Genomic DNA, 22,561 nt, shown 5'->3' on the forward strand with positions numbered 1-22,561 from the left:
TGCTCGGTATGCCTTTAAATATGTTGCTCACTTAATTATTTTTCATCTTCAACAGCAGACTTTTTCAATGGTAAGCTATTTACAAAACTATCGGAAAGTTGCAATAGATCAAGTGCACTTTGGAATTCTGTTTCTGTTGCTTGACCATTTTCTACACTATCACCAGATAAGGAATAATGACGGCCATCGTCGTAACCACTACCAGATAAGAATAGTTCCTCACTTGTTAGGAAGGAGCCGGTAGGTAAATAATAACGTTGTGGAAGAATATTTTCAGTTTGATTGAAAATATCTTGACCAAAATGAATTTGTGAATCTACGCTAATACCAAGTAAGTTGGCGATAGTAGGCAATACATCTACTTGACCACCAATTTGTGATAATGTTTGACCATCGGATACACCTTCATTAATGATAACTAAAGGAACATTGATCATATCTGTGTATGCATACTCACGTCCATAAATTTCGTTCATAAGATCACGTTCATGACTATCAAGGGAATAGATTGGCAAGCCAAGATGATCACCGTACATAACGATCAAGCTGTCATCCCAAATTCCTTTATCTTTCAAGTCTTGAATAAATAATCCTAGTGCATGGTCAGCGTAGTTTTGAGCCACAATATAATCACCAACTAATGTGTTTTCAAAACGTTCTGGTAATGTAATCAATTGTTTATCTTCAGGTAAAGTATATGGATGATGAGCAGTCATCGAAATAATTTGTGAATAGAATGGATTTTCTGCAGCATCCATTTCGACTAGCTTATCCAATGTTTTACGATAGAGTACATTATCAGAAGCACCAAAGAATACGGTATCTTCATCTCCGAAATATTTATGATCATAATAATGGTTGAAACCTAGTGATTCATATAACTCACCACGGTTCCAAAACTCAACTACGTTTGTATGGAAAGTCGCAGTATCATAATTATGTTCCTCTAACAACTTAGGTAAACTCGGCAATTCACGGTCAGCATACATTTGTGTTGCCGCTCCGCGAGAAGGAATATAAAGTGAAGAGTTCACTACATATTCGGCATCCGATGTATTCCCTTGCCCTACTTGCTGATAGAACTTATTGAAGTAATAGTTTTCTTTCACTAATTTATTGAAATTAGGTGTAATCTCTTGACCATCAATATTCAAATTAACTAAGAAGTTCTGGAATGACTCCATTTGAAGAATAATGAGGTTTTTACCTTCAGCAGTACCATATAACAAAGGCTCAGCTACAGGATTAACATTTTTGATCTTATTAATAGCCTCTTGTGTAATATGTTCCGGTTCAACATACTCTGTTGTTTTACTGGAAAGAATCATGTAGGCTTCGTAGTTTAATATCCCCATTTGTTCAGCCTTTACAAGTTCATTCATACTTGCACGGTTTGGCACAACATTGAACAGACAAATAACTAATGAAACGACAAGAAGTGGTAAAGCGATTTTTCTGCTACCTGGCTTATTAATTTTTTCCTTCCAGGTAGGGACACTTTTCTTCTTAAACACGAAATAAGCCAAAATAACGACATCAACATAGATGAATAGGAAGTAAGGGTCCATTAGTGAAAATACACTGTTTTTCACAGCCGTAACTTGGTTAACTTGTGCTAATGCAAAGTAGGTTACAATAACACCGTAGTACTTATAGTACATAATAACGGCGAATAGAATAGAAGTCATTAGTAAGTCTGCTATCCAGTAATAAAGCAATTTTCGTTTCTTTGCGAAGCATTCGATTAGACAGAAAACAATGAGTACAAATGGTAATTCTCTTAGTAGAAGGGTCCAAGATACGCCCCCTTCAAAAACAACCATCCAAGCTAATGCACTTTTTAGTAGCATAATGAAAGAAAAGAAAAATATAGGGCGCGTACTAAAAAGAAATTTATTATCGTTTAACACAATTCATCCTACCTTTCGTATAACATATCTACATTTATGTGAAGTTAATGGTGTGTTAGAACTTATGAATAAGAAAGTTTGAGATCTATTCTCTTTTGGAAAGGAAATACTGCGAGAAGTATAATATCAATAATGACGAGTGTGAAATAATAATCCAATAGTGAGAATATACTATTAGTTACAGTAAAAATGTGATTGAATTGAGCTAATTCAAAATATGATACAATACCTTTAATAATAGATATTGGTGGTACATCATATAATTGTCCTTAACAGATAGCAATCCATTACTACTGAACACACAATTCAGTCTATCTCTCAAATCTCGTAAACTCATATAGTTGAGATCGCAATATCTATCATACATAAAGAATCATAATATAACAGCAAGAAAATAATCCAAGTAAACTTTTATGAAGATATACAAAGATACAAGTGAAAAAGTGATGTTCTATTTATACTTATTAGTAGATATGACCAAATCTTTCATCTTATTTGGATATATTCATCTGAACTTCATTGGTGGTATAATACTTACTTATTATGCTTGTATGGCGTGACGTTGTCAAAAAACGAAAAACTAGCATTTCGCCAAATTACCAATGTATACGTCGTAATATGCGAAATAACTATAATGAACCGTATGATATCATCGTTAATCGCGAGAAATCATGCATCTACACGAGGAGGCATTATTTTGAAAATTTTTAAATTACTACTATTTCTAGTTACATGTGCTGCAATGATATCCATTGTAGTATTTCTTGTGTCTGATAAAGATGCAAAAACTAATGATCCAGTCAAAGGAACGGGGCAAGAGGATAACATATCCAATAATGACCCCTCTACTAATAACGGAGAAGACGATAATAATGTTTCAGGTAATAACGGAAATGTTGATGCTAATGGTAATGAGCAAGAAGAACCGACACCATCGCCGACAGCAACACCAAAACCAACAGTAAGTCCAACACCGACACCAAGTCCAACTCCTACTGAAAAACCAACTGGTAAAGTAGACACTGATGCTGAAAGTGTAGCTGTAATGGTCAACCCAAATTATAAGCTGCCTGAAGATTATTCGCCGAAAGATCTTGTGTACCCAGATGTAAGATTCACATTTGATGATAAGATAGATAAGCGTAAGATGCGTCAAGCAGCAGCTACTGCACTAGAAGAAATGTTTGAAGCTGCTGAAGTTGATGGTATTTATTTGGCAGGAGTATCTGCTTATCGATCACATGAAACTCAAAAAGCATTGTTCAAACGATACGTAGAACGTGACGGTTATGAGAAAGCTAAAACGTATAGCGCAGAGCCAGGAACAAGTGAACATGAAACAGGTCTTGCTATTGATGTATCGGGAAGTACTGGGAAATGTGCAGCAGAAGACTGCTTTGGTGGAACAGTTGAAGCGATATGGCTTGCTAAAAATGCAGCGAATTATGGATTCATCATTCGATATCCAGAAGGTAAAGAAGATATTACAGGGTATAAATACGAACCGTGGCACTTACGTTATGTAGGAGTAGAAATAGCTAAAGAAATAGATTCTGAAGGACTGACTCTTGAAGAGTATTATCAGGTTGTTCCAGTAAAAAGATAATGAGAGCAATTCAAAGGGGATGATAAGCAATGCATATTGTTCAAAACATCTACTTTACGATTACAATTCTTAATATATTTCTTGCTATTGCAATAATTTTTCTTGAGCGTAGAAATGTAAGTTCAACATGGGCTTGGATGATGGTACTGTTTTTCATTCCTGGTCTTGGATTCGTGCTTTATCTTGTGTTAGGACAGAAATTCAAAAAACGTAAACTAGCTAAGCTACTTGGCATTAATCCAAGTATGATTAATGATCTGATCATGGAACAGCGACGCCAACTTCAAAGTGGGGATCTTGAATTTGCAGGACCTGAGGTTGATGAATATTCTGATCTGATATCGATGAACCTAACAACAGGATTATCATTATTTACTACACAGAATACTGTAGATATTTATACGGATGGTAATGAGAAGTTTGATGCACTAATCGCTGATATTTCTAGCGCTAAGCATCATATCCATCTTGTCTATTATATTGTACGTAATGATGCACTTGGTCATCGACTTATGAAAGCATTAACCGCTAAGGCGGCAGAAGGAGTAGAGATTCGCTTCTTATATGACCATATTGGTAGTTCGAATCTTCCACGTAAATTTTTCAAAGAGTTTCGTGCCGCTGGGGGTAAGGAAGAAGCGTTTTTCCCATCTCGTATACCTTATATAAACTTTAAGATTAATTTCCGAAATCATCGTAAATTAGTTGTTATAGACGGGAAGGCTGGTTATATCGGCGGTTTTAATATCGGAGATGAGTACTTGGGTCTGGATAAGCACTTTGGTAAATGGCGTGACACCCACTTGCGTATTCGCGGAGCTGCCGTTCTACAGATGCAGGCGCAATTTATGATTGATTGGAATATGGCATCATCACTAAAATTAGGTTTTAATGAAACCTACTTCCCTATGATGATCAAAGAGCATTATAATCCTATCGGCATGCAAATTGTCGCTAGTGGCCCTGATTCACAATATCAAGAAATCAAAAATTCTTACATTAAGATGATTTATGCCGCCAAGAAATCAGTGTACTTACAGACACCTTACTTTGTACCAGATAGTAGCTTGTTGAATGCATTAAGAACTGCGGCACTTTCAGGGATGGATGTCCGAATTATGTTGCCAAGTAAGCGAGATCATTTCTTTGTCTATTGGGCTACCCATTCATACTTGGAAGATCTCTTATCATGCGGCATTCAAGTTTATATGTATGACCTCGGGTTTCTCCATGCCAAAACGCTTGTCGTAGATGGGAAATCAGCATCTGTAGGTACAGCGAATTTAGATATTCGGAGCTTCAAGCTTAACTTTGAGATGAATGCTTTCATTTATAATCAAGAGGTAGCAACAAGACTTGAAGCTATTTTCTATGAAGATATAAAAAACTGTCATGTTCTTACTATGGAAGAATATTCGAAGCGTTCGTGGGTTAGTCGGATTAAGGAGTCGATATCGAGACTCTTAAGCCCCATCCTTTAGGGGGAGTTCAAAACATCCACTTGTGATCACGATGTATCTCGGAGTAGCATATTCGACGGCGAATATGCCCCTCATTGAAAGTCCGTTTTTTGAACCTTCATTTGAAGGGAGCATTCAAAACATCCGCTCGTGATCAAGATGATTATGCTAACGTAGCTTTGTCTGCGGCGAATAGGAAGCGAACTTATATCTATAATGAAAGCAATCTACGACATTCATATGTCTGGATTGCTTTTTTTGCTATTTAGAGTGAAAGACAAGCCAGTTGATCATACTGTGTGTGAGGGAATATAGTTACATTGACGATGATTAATATTAGATTTATACTAAATCTAATATTACGAAAAGGCGGCTAAGTCATGGTGCAGAAAATTAATTTAACGGTACAACGCAGAGCAATTTTGGAGGTAGTAAAAGACTCTGATGATCATCCAACAGCAGCAGATATTATTCACAGATTGCGTGAACGAGGTTTCAATTTTGCATATGGAACTGTATATAATTCTTTACGTTATTTAACGGATGTTGATCTTATAAGAGAACTGAAATTAGGAGAAGCTGTTAGTCGATATGATGCACGAACAGAAGAGCATCAACATATTGTTTGTACAGTATGCGGTAAAGTAGAGGAAGTATTGGTAGATATACCGCAAGAATGGTTAGATAAAGTATGTGAACAGACAAAATACAGTATTCAGCATCCTCATATCGTTATGGAAGGGGTGTGCGATCAGTGCACGACCAAGCAATAGAACGATCAGAAGATCAGTTGTTATGCACGTTAACGAAACGAGTTATGATTATTAGTCCCCTGCCTGAACGAGTAAAACAATTATTTGTTTCGCTATCAACGGCATGTTTCGATGTTTTTTCATTACATGAATTTAATGAAGATATGTTGTCATCTGTGAAACCTGAATTAGTGATCTACGATGCGTTGCCAACAGTAGCTACTGCTTCCTATACAGACGTACTAGAAAGAGGTCATAGTTTACTGGGGAACGTTTCTAATTATCATATTTCATTAGTTATTCTTATGGATGAGCAAACTTATGAGCGCAAAGAACAATTAGAGTTAGCAGGTGCTGAAATTATGATCTGGCCCTCATCAGTAGATCAAGCACTGGAGCGTATTAATCGCTTACTTGAGAATCAATCACAATTTTCACAATTTGAAGATCTCATACTATTCAAAGATTTGAAAATAAATACTCGAAAAATGATCGTGACGAAGGACAATCTACGCGTAGAGTTGACCAAAACGGAATATGATCTGTTGTTACATTTCTTAACTTCAGATGGTGCGGTTCAGACAAGAGAGATATTACTTGATGTCATTTGGGGCTTACAATTCTATGCAGGTAGTAATGTTGTAGATGTTCATATTAAAAGTTTGCGTAAAAAACTTGAAGATAGTGCAGTCGATCCTAAGTATATCACTACCGTTCGAGGGGTTGGCTATCGTCTAGCTGATCGTAATTAATAAAGGCACAAGTTGACTAAGGTATTCATTGTCAATTCATTGTTTCTTCATCAAAAGTTCATGACATAACAACTACACTTCGATATGATAAGTATACTAAGATTTAGATTAAGTCTAAATACTAATTAAGGAGTGTATGAACAAATGACAAGATTAACAACGAATCAAGGTGGACCTGTCGCAGACAATCAATCATCACGTACAGCTGGACAACGTGGTCCAGTTCTAATGGAAGACTATCATCTAATTGAAAAACTGGCTCATTTTGATCGTGAACGTATTCCAGAACGCGTTGTTCATGCCCGCGGTGCAGGTGCACATGGTGTATTTGTGACAACCAAAAATATGAGTGAATTTACGAAAGCGAATTTCTTGCAAACAGAAGGTAAAGAGACTCCAGTCTTTGTTCGCTTCTCAACGGTAATACACGGGCAAGGTTCTCCTGAAACTGCACGTGATCCTCGTGGCTTCTCAACGAAGTTCTATACAGAAGAAGGCAACTACGATCTTGTAGGTAATCATATTCCAGTATTCTTTATTCGAGATGCTATCAAATTTCCAGATATGGTTCATTCACTTAAACCAGATCCAATTACAAATATTCAACATCCATCACGTTATTGGGATTTCATGACGTTAACTCCTGAATCTACACATATGATGACATGGTTATTATCAGATCATGGTACTCCCGCTAACTACCGTGAAATGAATGGTTTCAGCGTTCATGCCTTTAAATGGATCAATTCAGAAGGTAAAATCACTTATATTAAATACAAGTGGTTATCTAAGCAAGGTGCTCGTAATTTTACAGCTGCTGAATCAGCAGAGCAACAAGGTAAAGATTTCAACCATGCGACACGTGATCTGTTCGATAATATTGATAATGGAAACTTCCCAGGTTGGGAATTACAAGTTCAATTAATGCCATATGAGCATATTGATCGTTATAGCTTTGACCCACTAGATCCAACAAAAATATGGCCTGAAGATATGTATCCGTTCCAAACGATCGGGACTATGACGCTTAATCGTAATCCTGTAAATTACTTTGCAGAAGTAGAACAAGTCGCATTCGCTCCAAGTGTACTAGTTCCTGGTATAGAACCATCAGAGGATAAGTTGTTACAAGGTCGTCTATTCTCTTATCCAGATACACAGCGTTACCGTCTTGGTGCTAATTACACACATATTCCAGTAAACTGCCCTTATGCTACCGTACGCAATCAGCAGCGTGATGGTGCAATGACAATGACTGCTAACCCGTCAACCTATAATTATGAACCAAACAGCAGTTCTGAAGAGCCGAAAGAAGCAGCAGAAGAGTACAAAGATTCGTATTCACCAATTCATGGAGTAGCTGGTCGCCAGAAGATTGATAAGCAAGATAACTTTACACAAGCTGGTGAAACATATCGTTCTTGGACTGCCCAGGAGCAGGCTAACTTGCTTGCTAACTTAATCAATGATCTATCTCAAGTGAATGAAGACATTCAGCTACGTGCGGTTTGTAACTTCTTCCGTGCAGATGTAACGCTTGGACAGAAGTTGGCTGCAGGTCTGAATGTAGATATATCTAATTTTATCCCTCAACATTCGTAATTATTTTCAGTTATAGTTAAGTTACTGGCATCAATCAACAACAAGAGCGTAGAGTCCTGAAAAGGTCTCTACGCTCTTGTTCAATTTAACTTTTATGTTCTCGTATACTTTCGTACTGAGATGAGATCATCCACACTTTGAATAACATGCGAATGAGCGGCAAGATTTGATAAAGTAAGAAACTAAGAAAACTAACCCATATGATAGATAACGCATGAATACTAACACTAAAAAAGGAATAGAAGAACGCTATGACAAGTGATACTACGATGAAAGGAAGAAGATTGACGAGCGTTTGACGTAATATAGTAGCTTTGCTCATCTCCCATGCAGTACCAAGCTGTAACACATAGAATAGTAGTTGAATAATAAGTGCCCATACGATATACATAAATAAAGTCCAATCGAAGAAGCTGAAAATCGCAGTAATTGATTTGTTAGAAAATAAATTGGTTAAGAAAGGCTTTATTATCCAGATCATCGGAATAAATAGGAGTATATTTTTAATCCAGTATAATAACGTCACTTGTTTCCACTTTTCGGCAATGCCTTTGCGGAAGTAAGTCCCTTTACCAACTTCAGAACGATGATGGATAGAGTAGAATAGCCCTGCTTGTAGTAATGGGGTAAAGATCATCCGAATCAGCAGTAGTATAAGGAATGTATAGAGATAGGGCATCCATACATCCGTTTTCAAAATTTTAAATTGGTTTTCCATCCAGAATAGGGCGACAGTATCTGCACTCCCAGTAAGCTCAGGATATCGCTTGAGTAGTGGGGTTATGATGTTATCTATCATTTTGTAAAGTACAAAACCCCAAATCGCATGATAGATGAACAAAGCGAAGACGATTTTCGTATGTCCCTTTGCCATACGCCAACCTTGGCGTAAAAAATGTGTCATAGCAACTTTCCTCCTTATAACTTATTTTGAAGACTCAAAAAGCGGGCTTTCAGAACCGAGAAGATGGAGTTGATTTTCAGAAGGTGGAAGCGCAAGTGTACATTATTACGTACATGCGAACCGCACTTCCAAAATTAGCTTCATATTCGATGTCGAATACGCTACGTCAGCGTACCCATCGTTATCAAAGTCCGCTACCAGCTAAATAAGCGTAGTGCATAATCAATAATGGATACAGTTACGACATTGACTCGTTTTAACTCGGTCTTCGGTAATTCTACTCGCATAAAGTTATTGTTTAGTTGATAGTCAAGTTTATTGTTTTGCTCTGGATCGATTTTGATCCAACTAATAGGCACTTCAGATCGTTCTACAAAGTGCAACTTCGCTTCATTGCTTAGATCCCATTGTTTTCTTACCGTTGATCCGTCCTCAAATACTAGATCGATTGGAATACTGCGCGAGATCCCACTGTTTTGATCTAATAGTATGGTATATTCATAGATCGTTTTCTCTTGTTCTTTAAATACTCGACTTTCAATATTCTGAATAGCTAGGTCAGCGCTCTCGTTGCCATACACGAATTTATCAAAATAAGATTGCCAAGACTGTTTTGTAACGTTTTCGACGATACGTTGGAATTGCTGCGTAGTAGGATGTTTGAATTTATAAGTTTGGAAGTAAGAACGCATAATTTTGCTCATAACATCTCGTCCAACAATATCTTCAATATCTAACAACACAAGCTTGCCACGCAAGTACACATTTTCTGCATAATGATTATGATCTTTATATAGCCATGAATCTAATTGCAGTGGTGCTGGGTTCGTCATAAAGCTTGCTTCGATACGATGATTACTTGTCACGCCATATGCATCTTCGATAATCTTTTCTTCTGAATAAGAAGTGAATGCTTCATCTAACCAAGCTTCTTCGAATTCATTGTTAGCAACCATACCGTACCAATATTGATGGCTAATTTCATGAATAACTGTTCGCTCAAGTTCATACTTAGGATTAGCTGAATCGGCTGCTAAAGTTGTGACAAATGTAGGATACTCCATTCCTCCAGCTCCACTTGCACCTGAAGGAGGTACAACGATAGACAATGTACTATAAGGATAAGCACCGTAATTTTTACCTAGATAGGCTAATGCTGATTTTGCGGCATGCATATAACGTTCTGCTAATTGTTCATGTGTAGGGTCAAGATAAAGCTTGATTTTTACACCAGGTACACCTTCATGTGAGAAAGAAGATTCATGCGTAATGAAATTAGGTGACATTGCAAATGCGAAATCATGAACGTCTTCAGCATAAAATTGCACCATTTTCCGACCTTGTCCAATATTTGCAACTTTGGTTTGCATACCAGTACCTGCAACAGTGTAATTTTCAGGAGCATATACTTTTACACTATAGACGGCGAAGTCACTGTAAAATTCTGAATTACCGTGATACTGATGAATATTCCATCCCTCTTTGGTTACGTTACGAGTACCTACAGTCTCATAAGCAGCGATTTTGGGAAACCATTGGCCAGCCATTACAAAGTCCTCATAATAACCCATTCGAGCAAACACTTCAGGCAGTGTAACTTCAAATTTTATACGAAGCGTAACTGACTGCCCCGGTGCTACTGGTTCGATAAGACGGAATGTAGCTACTGTATAATCGTTGTTGTTCTGGTCATCAGGGGAAATGTACTTCACTCTCGGTAACATATTTTCACCTTCAAGTGTTTCAAGATTAAGTAATCGTATAGAGCCTTCACTCTTATCGGTTGCCTTGTCTCCTCTAAGTTGTCCACCTGATTCTTTCATGAATGTACTATCTGGCGAATTGAATGCATTAGCATACAAATGAACATACATATCAGTGACAGTCTCTTTACCTGGATTAGTCCAAGTAATTAATTCTTCACCATCTAACATATGTTCTTCCTCTCGAAGACTAACTTGAATGTTATAATCGACGACGCGCTCACTTAATTTCACCGCAGGTATACTTGGCTCGGTGCTTTCATAATTAAGTGTGCCAATTGAGGGCTTGGCCTCATTGAGAGCAGGTTGAAGCATTGTAGATTGAATATTCTGGATTGACTGGATTGGTTCAAGTGCGTAAGTATAACTCGATTGCCATGCATGTTGAAATTGATAAGGCCAAGTGGCAATTAAGAATACAACAATGAGTAAACCAACAATAATTAACTTAAATGGTTTTGAAGACATCTATCGATTCCCTCCCGTTGACAAGCATCTACAGCATGTATATGTTGGCTTTTCCAATAATATTAGCTAAAATAGAATTATTGTACGGGAAGGTGTGATAAAAGTGACAGATGAGTTGAATCAATCAGCACAACCAGAGAAAAAAGAGAAAAAACAATTGGCTCTTAACGTTGTGAGTAATAAAAAGCATAAAGGTTTTGGCGCAGGTTCCATTGATCTAAGTGATGTTGCTTGTGTAATGATTGACCAAGGAGTAGCTTTTATCGACGTAGGTGCTATGCATGCGAAAAGTAAAATTGAACGCGGCATAAAATTTACGCCTAATAAAGAGGATACACCTAATGGTCGTCCATGCTGGATCGTTTGGGTTGCGGTAGGTCGAGATGAACAAGGCGCTTATTATGCAGGTGCGACTTCTTGTGAAATGCTAGTCGATACAGAAGCGAAACGCGGCTGGAAAATTCTAGCTGATCATGTCAATCGTCTTGATTCTGCAATTAAAAGTCGTTATATTCTCGATAATATTGGCCCAACGGAAAAAGCAGCACTTCGCAAATTGCTGATGGAGCATAATGCGGAGTGGTGGGAGCATTCCCCAGAGGAACTAAAACTCCTCCTCCAATAAGTGATCGCTTGTGATCACGATGTATTGCTTCGAAGTCGATTCGACGGCGAAGATGGCATTCATCGCTAGCTCCAGTGCTCGTGTACCAATTAACGTACACTCCGCGCTTCGCGTCACTAGCTTCATGCCATCTTCTTGGTGCTGACAAGCGATCTCACTTCGGTGCTGAGATGTGTGAGTTGGGCTTCGTAGTAATTCAAATTTGCTCACTTTGTGACCTCTTTGAATAGGGCTGCAGTTATGTTTAATTTGCTCACTTTGTGACCTCTTTGAATAGGGCTGCAGTTATGTTTAATTTGCTCACTTTGTGACCTCTTTGAATAGGGCTGCGGTGATGTTCAAATTTGTTCGCTTTGCGATCTCTTTGAATAGTGCTGCGGTGATTTTCAAATTTGTTCGCTTTGCGATCTCTTTGAATATGAACTGTAAATCTCCTAGTATGTTGGTTTAACTTTAGGTTAAACTCGATGCTAGGAGATTTTTTTGTTTTTTTTGAAAATGTGCAGGGGTTTGGGTAATAGTGTTCGTCTATTGTATGGAGAGGAGGGGGAGCAGATTAATGAGCAGGAATGGTTGAACAGTATTCGGGCAGGCGGTACAAGTAGATATAAAGAGTTTGTACAGGTCTATCATGAGCATGTGTATCGGACAGCATTTGCTGTACTACACCATCATCAGGACGCTGAGGATGTAACGCAAGAAGTATTCGTTCAAATCTATCGGGCTCTCCCTGAGTATCGCAATCAAGGTTTAAAAACTTGGATAACACGCATTACAGTGAATCGAGCGATAGATGCAAGGAGAAGGATTGGTAGGCAACGTGAAGATATCGTAGAAGACACTGATCAACAATATGAATCATTGCATAACAAGGAACAAGAACCATCTATAGAAGATACTTTAGTAGCTCTAGAACGAAAAGCGATGATTCATCAAGAAATTAATCAGTTGCCAGAGCAGTATCAAGAAATTATTCATGCATTCTATATGGATGAAAAAAGTTATGAACAGATTTCTAAGGAAACTGGTCTTGAGAAAAAATCAGTAGAATCACGACTTTATCGAGCTAGATTATGGATGAAGCGACATTGGCGAAAGGAGGATTTTGAATGAAAGATCAACTTATGCATATTAGCAAGCAAGAACTTTGTGCGTACATACGCAATGAGGTAAGTGAACAACAGCGAGAACGAGTTGAGTTGGAAATTCAATTATGCGAACAATGTATGGAGCAATTTGTATCATTATTAGATCAGCTTCCACTCGAGTCAACGCTTGACTCAGAATTAGTAAGTAATCAAGTTACAGATACTATTCGTCAGCAAGCTGTAGTTACAAAGCCACGCTGGATACAGCGACCTGTCGTACAGTATGGTATAGCAGCATCGATTACTCTATTGCTTATTACATCAGGACTAATGAGTTCAGTATCTCATACACTTGTTAAGCTAGATCGGACGGTGCAATCACAAAACATCGAGAAACCACCAGTTCCGGAATCCTCTGCCGAACCTAAATCAGAGAAATGGCTTGATAAAGCGTCGCGATGGATAGAAGCAGTACAAGATAGTCGATTTGAAAAATGAGTAGATGCTAACTATCTATACATGAATTCAATTTGTAAGCGATAAAAAACCAATGCTTCCGAAGTGATTTTTCATTTACGGGAAGCAGTTGAGTAAAATATTAATAATTTTAAGGAGTTGAAAAAGATGAGAGCAGAAAATAAAAGCCCTCTAGTGGCCTTTTTACTATCGCTACTACCAGGGTTCGGGCATCTTTATATCGGTAGAGTTTTTCGGTTTATTGTATATGCCGGCGGATTCTTTGGTCCATTAGGCTTACTGTTCATAATAAGTATATTTGATGGGTATGTGGATGGAGAATCTTTTGCCTTAGCGGCAATCTTTTCAGGATTGTTTGGCGTAATTAATATGCTTGATATGCTTATTACGATTGCAGGTGGGAAGCATCGTGCTTTCCAACCGGCATCCGCAACAATGGAACGTGATGAGTATGGTCAACTACGCTATGTATACGATCCGCTAGAAGTAAAGGAACAAAGTGAGAAGACTAAGGTGATGATGATGTCCATTATCCCAGGTCTTGGTCATATGTATATGGGTTTACTTACGCGAGGCATTACACTTATGGTTCTATTTGTTGGTGTATTCGGCGTAACGTTATTCCTTGGTATCGTTCTTGATACACTATCTATCTTAATACTTTGGTTAGCGTTACCAATTATTTGGATTTATGGTATGTTCGATGCATTAGCATTATTAGCTTCGCGTCAAAAAGGTGAAGAAATTAATGATGAATCATTATTTTCTAATATGGAGAGTTATATGGCCGATGGTCGTAAAAACCGTGTTACAGCCATTGGATTATCGATTTTTCCAGGTGCAGGTCATTTGTATCTTGGACTTCAACAACGTGGTTTACAACTAATGGGAAGCTTCTTGGTAAGTATTTTTATTATGGATCAATTGCACTTGACCATATTCTTATTCCTATTGCCTTTATTATGGTGTTATGCATTCTTTGATATTATGTTCCAACTGCGTAGATGGGAACAGGATGAATTGAAGGATGAGCCTTTTGTAGCAATGTTTATTCCTTACCAACGCTGGATTGGAATTGGCTTACTTGTCGTAGGGATTTATTACTTGTTCGATAAAATTGCATCGAGATTGATTGAGATAAAGTTCCCAGAGTGGTCAAGGGAGTACTATGAATTGAAATATATGTTACCTACCGCAGTTATCGCATTTGTTATGATCGTACTTGGCATGAAGTTACTATTCGGAACGTCAAGCAAACGAAATACACGTGATGAGGGAGGTAATGAATAATGGAAGCTGTAACTAGAGAGCACGTAAGTGAAACTTACCACCGTGAAGTACAACAGAAGCAGGTTTGGCGAATCGGGTCATTTTCAATGGGAGTAACATTGATTGGCATTGGAATCGCATTTGCAATGTCGTTATGGCAGGAAACATCAGCATATGAGCTATTATTGTGGCTAGCACCAGTTGTATTTATATTACTGGGAGGCGAATTGTTGCTGACAATGAGATTAAGCCATCATCAGAAGTATCAGATGAAATACGATTGGCTAAGTCTTTGGTTTGTTTCAATTATTAGTGTAGGAGCATTGATTATGTCTGTACTGTTCTATACTGGTATTACGGATGAGTTGAACCAAGCATTTAATATGAAAGAGCGTTCGTTATTCGTAGATGAGAAGGTCGCTATAGCTCAAGATCAATTTTCTAAAATTGTAGTGAAAGGTAATGTTCCGGTTACAATAGCTGAACATGAAGGACTAACAGACGTTCTATTAACTGGTTCTATAACTTATGAAGCGAAAGACGCCGTGACATTGCGGGACCAGCAATTACTGCAAACGAAGCAAGTAGGTGATGTGCTATACGTATTCGTTAACAATATTGAACACGAAGTTAGTGGACTAGTTACGGATCGAGTATTTTCTAATCTTATATTATCTGTACCAGCAGGTAGTGTAATTGAATCATAATGTAAAAAGCAGAAGCTTCCAATACGGATACTTCTGCTTTTTAATTACATGGAACTCGGTATTATGTTGTCTAACATGCCCTATATAAAAGCTGCCCTGCTCTGAGGACAACGGCGAGTGGAATAGCGATTGGTACCACCGCAATGCCCCAGTATACATTACAAACGCCCCTACCAATCCACTTAAGTTGAAGTGGTTGATAGGGGCGTTTCTGCGAGTCTACAGTTTATACTGCAACCGCATTGTAAGTCATAATCCAGATAGATCCGATAACGATCGTAAGTAGGATAACAACAGCAAAGACAAGTGAGATAAGGTTGTATCTTGGTCCATCTTCTTCACGAATATGCATGAAGAATAGTAATTGAACTAGTAATTGTAATACAGCTGTAACAAGTACGATAACGATCGTTGTCGTCTTATTAAACATGTCATTCAATACAGCAACCAAAGGAATAATGGTTAACACGATGGATAGAACGAAACCAAGAATATAAGATTTCATTGAACCATGTGAATGCGCTTGGTGCTCATTTTGTTGATGAGATGCCATGCTACATCACCTCCATAAGGTAGACGATTGAGAATACGAAGATCCAAATAACGTCCAAGAAATGCCAGTACAAGCTAATGATATTAACACGTCGCTTTGTAGCAGGGGTAATACCACGTCTAGCAATTTGGATAATAACTGAAGTGATCCAAACAATACCAAGTGAAACGTGAAGTCCGTGAGTACCAACTAAAGTAAAGAAGGCTGACCAATATGCACTTGTTCCGATATTAGCACCTTCATGAACTAAGTGAATGAACTCTGAAACTTCAAGATAGATAAAGGATAATCCAAGTAAAGCTGAAACAGCTAGCCATAATATAAGCCCTTGCTTATTACCTCTATTCATTGAAAGCAGTGCTAGACCACTTGTAAAGCTACTTGTTAACAATATAAAAGTCGAAACGATAATCCCATTAATCTCGATAAGATCTGCACCTACAGGACCGCCTGCAACGTTACCACGAAGGACAACAAATGTAGCAAATAGTGTAGAGAACAGAATAACATCGGTAACCATGAACAACCAGAAACCAAATTGTTTCAATTGATCAGGATCTTGATGGCCATGATCGTGTTCATGCGAATGTGCTTGTGCCATTATTTAGCCCCCTTTAATGCAGCGGCTTCGATACGTTCAATTTCTTCAACTGAAACATAGTAATCATCGTCATAGTTGAAGGATCGAGCTAACATCGTAACAACAACGCCGACTAAGCCTAGAATGATCATCCATTTCCAATCCCATACAAAACCGAAACCAGCAACGAACCAGAAACCAGACATAATGATTGGAATACCAGAGTTTTTAGGCATATGAATTGGTTCAAGTGGAGCTGTATCAGCTGCGATAACCTCAGCTGGATCTGCTTCACCTTTAGCATGACGTTCTTTCTTCTCCCACCAGTCATCTTGCTCAACTACATGTGGAACACGTGCAAAGTTATAGAACGGTGCAGGAGATGGGATGGACCATTCAAGTGTACGGCCTTGACCCCAGTTGTCGCCGTTTGTATCTTTTTTCAAGAATCTAATACTATGAGCGATTTGCCATACTTGGAATAGGAATGCTAGACCCATGATGAATCCACCAATTGTGGACACAACGTTAAGCGGCTGCCAACCCATGTCGAAGTTATACTCGTTAAAGCGACGAGTCATACCCATTAATCCAAGTGCGTATTGTGGCATGAAACATACGTAGAAACCGATATTCCATAACCAGAATGCCCATTTACCAAGTCCTTCATGTAATTTGAAGCCGAACATTTTTGGCCACCAGTAATATAGACCTGCAAAGTAACCGAATACTACACCACCAATTAATACTTGGTGGAAATGGGCTATTAAGAAGTAACTATTATGGAACTGGAAGTCAGCTGGTGCAACAGATAGTAGCACCCCTGTCATACCACCGATAATGAAACATGGTATAAACGCTATAGTCCACATCATCGGAGTAGGGAATGATAATTTGCCTCGATACATCGTAAAGAGCCAGTTAAACACCTTAACCCCGGTTGGTATGGCTATAATCATTGTCGTAACTGCGAAGAATGCATTAACATTCGCTCCAGAACCCATTGTAAAGAAGTGGTGGGCCCATGTGAAGAAGGAGAAGAAGCTAATGGACATTAACGCAAACACCATTGATTTGTAACCGAAAATTTTCTTTTTGGAGAAGGTTGCAACAACCTCTGAGAAAATACCGAATGCTGGTAGAACAACGATATATACCTCTGGGTGACCCCACATCCAGATCAAGTTGAGATACATCATAGGATTACCGCCGCCATCAACAGTGAAGAAGTGAGCACCTAGATAACGGTCAAGGAATAATAGGAATAATGTAACTGTCAAGATAGGGAATGCGAACATAATCGTTACAGAAGAAGCGAAAACAGACCAAGAGAACATTGGCATTTTCATAAGCTTCATACCTGGTGCACGCATTTTTAAGATTGTAACTACAAAGTTAATACCAGTTGCTAGTGATCCCATACCGGAGATTTGAATACCCCATATATAGAAGTCCTGACCTACACCTGGACTACCGGTTACCTCAGATAGTGGAGGATATGATAACCAACCAGCGTCTGGAGAACCACCAATTACGAATGAAACGTTGAACAACATCGCACCAGCAAAGAACATCCAGAAGCTGAATGAGTTCAAGAATGGGAAGGCTACGTCACGTGCTCCCAATTGCAATGGAACGATAATGTTGAATAAACCGAACATTAATGGCATCGCCATAAATAAGATCATTATTACACCATGCGTAGTGAAGATCGCATTATAGTGGTCTGCAGCCAAAAATTCTAATTCTGGTGCAGCTAGTTGGACACGCATTAATAACGCATCAACACCACCACGGAATAGCATTAAAATAGCACAGATGATATACATGATACCGATTTTTTTATGATCGACAGTAGTTAACCATTCTGTCCAGAGCCATTGCCATTTTTTGAAATAAGTTAGAATAAATACAATGGCAACCATTGCTAGAGCAATTGATACTTGTGCACCCAAAATCATTGGGTCTCCGGTAACAAAAAACTCAGAAGCAAACTCTTTAATTGTTTCTAACATGGAGAGTAATCTCCTTTCGTATGATGAAATTTGTTAGTGATTATGATGCTCAGAACTTTCTTCATCGACAGCTTGATCATCAGTTTTAGTTACTCCAGATGCCATATGATTTGCATGGGCACTTGTTTCGCCTTCTTCTACATATTGAAGCACAATGTTATAGAATAAGTTTTCAGGGAAGCTAGAGAATTGAGCTACTTCAGCTGTACCTTGTTCTTTTAACTTCACTACATCTGCATCAGTTAAAGCAACTTCTGTTTGTTTAACTTCTTGCACCCAACGGTCGTACTCTTCTTTAGTAGTAACATCAGCATTAAATGTCATTTGTGCGAAGTCTTTACCAGTAAAGTTGGCTCCCGAACCATAATAAGTGCCTTCTTCATCAGCAAGAAGGTTTAAGGTCATCGCCATACCGCTCATAGCATAAAGTTGGCCCCCTAGATTAGGAATCCAGAAGGAATTCATTGCCATATCAGAAGTGAGTTTGAACACAACAGGAGTATCAACTGGGAATTTAACATAGTTGACCGTTGCAATCTCTTCATCAGGGTATGTGAATAACCATTTCCAATCAAGTGAAGTAACTTGTATTTCAATTGGCTTCTGTTCTGATTGAATAGCGACAGATGGTTCTAATTTGTGAGTATAATCGACGGTAATAACCGCAAGAATTGCGATTGCTATAATCGGAATACCCCACCAAATAGTTTCTAACTTAGTGCTGTGTTCCCAATAAGGTTTGTATTTAGCTTTGCTGTTAGGACGTTCTCTGTATCGCCACACAATAACAGCTGTCATTGCAATTACAGGTACAGCAATAATCAGACAGATTAATGAGGAAATAATCATCAAATCTTTTTGAGCTGATGCAATAGGTCCCTTAGGATCGAGAACAAGATATTGATCACTACAGCCAGATAAGACAAGTATCATCGCAACAATAAGCAGTGCTGATAGCTTTCGAAAAACAGGTCTCATGACGTTTCCACTCCTTGAGTTATTGAACTTAAGTCTAAGATAACAAATAATCACACATAAAAATGTAGGGTTAACGAATCCGTAAATAAATTGTCTTATATCCGACATATCTCGTTCACTTCTTAGACATAACCTTTCCTGTTTTATTGATTTATATGACAAATCACAAAAAAGGAAGCATAGCACTCCTCCTTATGGAGTTGTGTATGCTTCCAAATATGAAGGTTATGAGGAGACGATTAGGATTCTTCACGATCTGCCATTGATTGATTCATGGCACGGGAATGTACTAAGCCAATGGCTGTTCCAATAACATAAATGTGAACACTACCAATTAAAAATCCTATACCAATCATTAACCCAAAGTTACGATCGTTGAATTGAGTAATGTTGGAAAGACATAAAACCACACCAACTGATAAAATGACCCATGCGATAAAAGTCATAATCTTTACAATTTTTTTGGAATCAGGTTGAGCAGGTGATAAACCTTGTATATTAACAGTTTTGGTAGTCATCATATTCACTCCTTAAATTTTCATTGTCATCTTGATCTTAATTTCATAATGAAAAATAGATCGAAAGAAAACTCTTGAAGGATGTAAGGGTTTTCTTGTCTTTAATATAACACAAAGTTGTCACTTTGTTCAAACTTTTTTCACTTTTTAATCAAAATTTGGACACAAATCAATTAATCATCCCACCATTTCTTCAATTGATTCCACCATGTGCGATAACTAGGATGTTCATCGATATCGACTTTAGGTAGTTCTTTTGGTTCTGATTCGTTTCCAGTTACATCTAATTCAGTTTCGCAATAGTTTTGTGGTTCTGTTCCAACAAGAAAATATTCAATATGATCAGATGGACAAGCTTCGGATGCTAGTAATCCCGTATCTTCATCTATATATACCGTTACAATGTCCTCAGGGATAGGAAACATTTTAGGAGGTACGCTTTGTAATGCTTCTTCCATGAAGTGAGCAAAGATGGGAGCTGCTCGATACGCTTCGGCAACGGTTAAATAGCGATCCTTATCATAGCCTACCCAAACAGCGGTACTTAATTCTGGAGTATAACCAATCATCCAAGCATCAACAGGTGTAGTTCCGCTTTTACCGGCGATAGGACGGTGAATATAGTTTTGTACACGATGAGCTGTTCCTCCAGTTTCAAAAACGCCTTCTAATAATGAAGTGACTAGAAAAGCTTCAGGGGGTGTAATGACTGATGTTGGTGTATAGTCAGCTTCGTAGATCGTCTTACCTTGCTTATTAACAATTTTTAGAATGGATATTGGTTTGTTATATATTCCTTGATTAGCAAACACACCATATGAAGCTGCCATTTCTAATGGACTAACTGGTGATGTTCCTAAAGCAAGTGATGGAACAGCGGTTAGATCCGAATGAATACCTAGTTGGTGTGCAGTTTCTACGACGGCATCTGCACCAACGGTCATTAGTGTATTGACAGCGTAAATATTATCAGAGCTAGCAATAGCACGACGCATTGCAATAAAATCATTCACATATTTATCGGCGTAGTTCTGTGGTTCGTAAGTTTTTCTTCCTTCATCATATGTGAATACGGTTGGTTCGCTCTTGAAAGTCGACATAACGGTTAAAGTCTGTTGTTGTAGTGCTGTAAGATAGACAAATGGTTTGAAGGTAGAGCCTGGTTGCCTTGTTGTTGCTGTCGTACGGTTAAATTGATTGTCGTTGTAATTTTTCCCTCCGACCATTGCTTTAATGTGTCCATTACGTGGATCGATAGCGATGAGTGCAGCTTGTTGCTCACTATCGTTAAGCAAACCTTCTTGCACTTTTTGTTCTGCTATTTCCTGCATGTTCATATCAAGCGTCGAATAGATCGTAACGCCACCTTCATATAGTAACTGCTCATCTATACCAAGATCATGAACTGCCGATTGAATAACATAATCTTTGAAGTAAGATGCCTCATTATTGCTACTATCTTTTTCTTGAGATCCAAAAGTAAGTAGTTTTTCATAAGCAACTTGTTTTTCATCTGTGGTTATATAGGAATTGTCGACCATTGCTTGTAATATAAGCTCTTGGCGGTTTTTAGCTTTCAACATATTATTGTAGGGCGAATAGTATGTTGGTCCTTTCGGTATTCCGGCAAGTAAAGAACTTTCAGCAAGATCAAGATCCTTTGCTGATTTATTGAAATAATACTGCGCTGCAGCTTCAATGCCATAAGCACCATGACCATAGTAAATTTGATTTAAGTACATCTCTAATATTTCATCTTTTGAAAACTTCATTTCAAGTTGTGTCGTGTAAAGTGCTTCTTTAATTTTTCGTTCAAAAGTTTTTTCATGAGTAAGATACAAATTACGAGCAAGTTGTTGCGTTAAAGTACTTGCTCCTTGCTTTGCAGATAATGTTTGTACATTGACGACAACTGCACGAACTAGACCTTTTATATCAAAGCCAAAGTGAGAGTAGAAACGCTTATCTTCTATTGAAAGAGTCGCTTCAATAACATAAGGTGAAATCTCATCAAGTGAAACAGCTCGGCGATTAACGCCTGTATGGAAATAATCTATCAATACTCCGTTACGATCAACGAGTTGAGAAGATTGGCTAATGTTAGATACCGGTAAATCTTGTTGCTTCATATAAAATAGGCTACCTAATATAAGAGTCATCATCACAATTAACATAATGATCGTACGACGCAACCATTTGTTAAGTTTTAGCATGAATGATATATATCGCTCGGAGAAAGCGGGAACTGATGTTCTACGCAATCTATGTTGCAGCCAGTTCTTATTTTTTCGCAAAACTATTCACCTCGAATTATGACAATAATTAGTTGTATATTTGTAGTATGGAAGAATATAATGGCGGATATTCACAAGTTGTGACATGCATGAAAATATTTATTTCTGATGATATTGGAAATAGTGTTGATTTTTCGTCACGTTACACTATAATTACTTTTTGACCACAATAGAATTAATAGGTTTCCAAGGGTACTGATGGACAATTTCTATTTGGCGATAAAACCAACCTTATAGATG

General features: G+C 38.0%; 19 protein-coding genes. 10 read left to right on the forward strand and 9 right to left on the reverse strand.

The annotated features are described in order from the left end of the window. Positions 1-35 precede the first annotated feature (35 nt). On the reverse strand, positions 36-1,910 hold the full coding sequence (locus tag NV377_RS16230; RefSeq protein WP_506737371.1) for an LTA synthase family protein: 1,875 nt from the start codon (positions 1,908-1,910) through the stop codon (positions 36-38). Positions 1,911-2,607: 697 nt separating this feature from the next. Here NV377_RS16230 and NV377_RS16235 point away from each other — a divergent pair. The 5 genes from NV377_RS16235 to NV377_RS16255 all read left to right on the forward strand — a co-directional run bounded on the left by NV377_RS16235 (position 2,608) and on the right by NV377_RS16255 (position 8,082). Continuing rightward, complete coding sequence (locus NV377_RS16235) at positions 2,608-3,516, forward strand: M15 family metallopeptidase (protein ID WP_258201830.1); 909 nt, start codon at positions 2,608-2,610, stop codon at positions 3,514-3,516. 29 nt (positions 3,517-3,545) lie between these two features. Next, the gene (gene cls, locus NV377_RS16240) at positions 3,546-4,997 is read left to right on the forward strand and encodes a cardiolipin synthase (RefSeq protein WP_258201831.1); all 1,452 of its coding nucleotides are present in this window, start codon (positions 3,546-3,548) and stop codon (positions 4,995-4,997) included. A gap of 362 nt (positions 4,998-5,359) precedes the next feature. Continuing rightward, positions 5,360-5,749: a Fur family transcriptional regulator gene (locus NV377_RS16245; protein WP_258201886.1), complete on the forward strand. Its 390-nt coding sequence runs from the start codon at positions 5,360-5,362 to the stop codon at positions 5,747-5,749. After that, positions 5,731-6,480, forward strand: coding sequence for a response regulator transcription factor (locus tag NV377_RS16250; protein WP_258201832.1), 750 nt, complete (start codon positions 5,731-5,733; stop codon positions 6,478-6,480). Before NV377_RS16245 ends, NV377_RS16250 begins: the two co-directional genes overlap by 19 nt. A 144-nt stretch (positions 6,481-6,624) precedes the next feature. Then, a complete protein-coding gene (locus NV377_RS16255; RefSeq protein ID WP_258201833.1) occupies positions 6,625-8,082 on the forward strand; it encodes a catalase in 1,458 nt (485 codons plus the stop codon). Positions 8,083-8,167: 85 nt separating this feature from the next. Here NV377_RS16255 and NV377_RS16260 read toward each other — a convergent pair whose 3' ends face one another. Beyond that, a complete protein-coding gene (locus NV377_RS16260; protein ID WP_258201834.1) occupies positions 8,168-8,986 on the reverse strand; it encodes a hypothetical protein in 819 nt (272 codons plus the stop codon). Positions 8,987-9,180: 194 nt separating this feature from the next. Further along, positions 9,181-11,217 (reverse strand): M1 family metallopeptidase, encoded by a 2,037-nt coding sequence (locus NV377_RS16265; RefSeq protein ID WP_258201835.1) that lies wholly within the window; start codon positions 11,215-11,217, stop codon positions 9,181-9,183. Between the two features lie 103 nt (positions 11,218-11,320). On the opposite strand from NV377_RS16265, the gene NV377_RS16270 reads away from it, so the two are divergent. The 5 genes from NV377_RS16270 (at position 11,321) to NV377_RS16290 (ending at position 15,383) form a co-directional block, all read left to right on the forward strand. Then, complete coding sequence (locus tag NV377_RS16270) at positions 11,321-11,842, forward strand: YwhD family protein (RefSeq protein WP_258201836.1); 522 nt, start codon at positions 11,321-11,323, stop codon at positions 11,840-11,842. Positions 11,843-12,352: 510 nt separating this feature from the next. Then, a complete protein-coding gene (locus NV377_RS16275; RefSeq protein WP_258201837.1) occupies positions 12,353-12,955 on the forward strand; it encodes an RNA polymerase sigma factor in 603 nt (200 codons plus the stop codon). After that, positions 12,952-13,428, forward strand: coding sequence for a hypothetical protein (locus NV377_RS16280; RefSeq protein ID WP_258201838.1), 477 nt, complete (start codon positions 12,952-12,954; stop codon positions 13,426-13,428). The genes NV377_RS16275 and NV377_RS16280 overlap by 4 nt, the downstream gene beginning before the upstream one ends. A gap of 126 nt (positions 13,429-13,554) precedes the next feature. Then, positions 13,555-14,697: a hypothetical protein gene (locus tag NV377_RS16285; RefSeq protein WP_258201839.1), complete on the forward strand. Its 1,143-nt coding sequence runs from the start codon at positions 13,555-13,557 to the stop codon at positions 14,695-14,697. Further along, the gene (locus NV377_RS16290) at positions 14,697-15,383 is read left to right on the forward strand and encodes a hypothetical protein (protein ID WP_258201840.1); all 687 of its coding nucleotides are present in this window, start codon (positions 14,697-14,699) and stop codon (positions 15,381-15,383) included. The genes NV377_RS16285 and NV377_RS16290 overlap by 1 nt, the downstream gene beginning before the upstream one ends. A 226-nt stretch (positions 15,384-15,609) precedes the next feature. Here the strand turns inward: NV377_RS16290 and cyoD are convergent, their stop codons facing one another. From cyoD to NV377_RS16320, 6 genes are all read right to left on the reverse strand, one after another. Beyond that, the gene (gene cyoD / locus NV377_RS16295; protein ID WP_258201841.1) at positions 15,610-15,936 is read right to left on the reverse strand and encodes a cytochrome o ubiquinol oxidase subunit IV; all 327 of its coding nucleotides are present in this window, start codon (positions 15,934-15,936) and stop codon (positions 15,610-15,612) included. A gap of 1 nt (position 15,937) precedes the next feature. Continuing rightward, on the reverse strand, positions 15,938-16,537 hold the full coding sequence (gene cyoC / locus NV377_RS16300) for a cytochrome o ubiquinol oxidase subunit III (protein ID WP_258201842.1): 600 nt from the start codon (positions 16,535-16,537) through the stop codon (positions 15,938-15,940). After that, positions 16,537-18,531: a cbb3-type cytochrome c oxidase subunit I gene (locus NV377_RS16305; protein WP_258201843.1), complete on the reverse strand. Its 1,995-nt coding sequence runs from the start codon at positions 18,529-18,531 to the stop codon at positions 16,537-16,539. Before NV377_RS16305 ends, cyoC begins: the two co-directional genes overlap by 1 nt. 33 nt (positions 18,532-18,564) lie before the next feature. Then, a complete protein-coding gene (cyoA, locus tag NV377_RS16310) occupies positions 18,565-19,509 on the reverse strand; it encodes a ubiquinol oxidase subunit II (RefSeq protein WP_258201844.1) in 945 nt (314 codons plus the stop codon). Between the two features lie 239 nt (positions 19,510-19,748). Continuing rightward, on the reverse strand, positions 19,749-20,030 hold the full coding sequence (locus tag NV377_RS16315) for a hypothetical protein (protein ID WP_258201845.1): 282 nt from the start codon (positions 20,028-20,030) through the stop codon (positions 19,749-19,751). A 170-nt stretch (positions 20,031-20,200) separates the two neighbouring features. Further along, entirely contained in the window at positions 20,201-22,321 is a 2,121-nt protein-coding gene (locus NV377_RS16320) for a transglycosylase domain-containing protein (RefSeq protein WP_258201846.1), read from the reverse strand. Between the last annotated feature and the right edge of the window lie 240 nt (positions 22,322-22,561).

The organism is Paenibacillus endoradicis (assembly GCF_024721975.1).

Bases quoted from the DNA above. Each gene is read 5' to 3' on its own strand.
- cls (WP_258201831.1), top strand. From the start codon at position 3,546: ATGCATATTGTTCAAAACATCTACTTTACGATTACAATTCTTAATATA.
- NV377_RS16255 (WP_258201833.1), top strand. From the start codon at position 6,625: ATGACAAGATTAACAACGAATCAAGGTGGACCTGTCGCAGACAATCAA.
- NV377_RS16260 (WP_258201834.1), bottom strand. From the start codon at position 8,986: ATGACACATTTTTTACGCCAAGGTTGGCGTATGGCAAAGGGACATACG.
- NV377_RS16265 (WP_258201835.1), bottom strand. From the start codon at position 11,217: ATGTCTTCAAAACCATTTAAGTTAATTATTGTTGGTTTACTCATTGTT.
- NV377_RS16280 (WP_258201838.1), top strand. From the start codon at position 12,952: ATGAAAGATCAACTTATGCATATTAGCAAGCAAGAACTTTGTGCGTAC.
- NV377_RS16285 (WP_258201839.1), top strand. From the start codon at position 13,555: ATGAGAGCAGAAAATAAAAGCCCTCTAGTGGCCTTTTTACTATCGCTA.
- NV377_RS16290 (WP_258201840.1), top strand. From the start codon at position 14,697: ATGGAAGCTGTAACTAGAGAGCACGTAAGTGAAACTTACCACCGTGAA.
- cyoD (WP_258201841.1), bottom strand. From the start codon at position 15,936: ATGGCATCTCATCAACAAAATGAGCACCAAGCGCATTCACATGGTTCA.
- cyoC (WP_258201842.1), bottom strand. From the start codon at position 16,537: ATGGCACAAGCACATTCGCATGAACACGATCATGGCCATCAAGATCCT.
- NV377_RS16305 (WP_258201843.1), bottom strand. From the start codon at position 18,531: ATGTTAGAAACAATTAAAGAGTTTGCTTCTGAGTTTTTTGTTACCGGA.
- cyoA (WP_258201844.1), bottom strand. From the start codon at position 19,509: ATGAGACCTGTTTTTCGAAAGCTATCAGCACTGCTTATTGTTGCGATG.
- NV377_RS16315 (WP_258201845.1), bottom strand. From the start codon at position 20,030: ATGATGACTACCAAAACTGTTAATATACAAGGTTTATCACCTGCTCAA.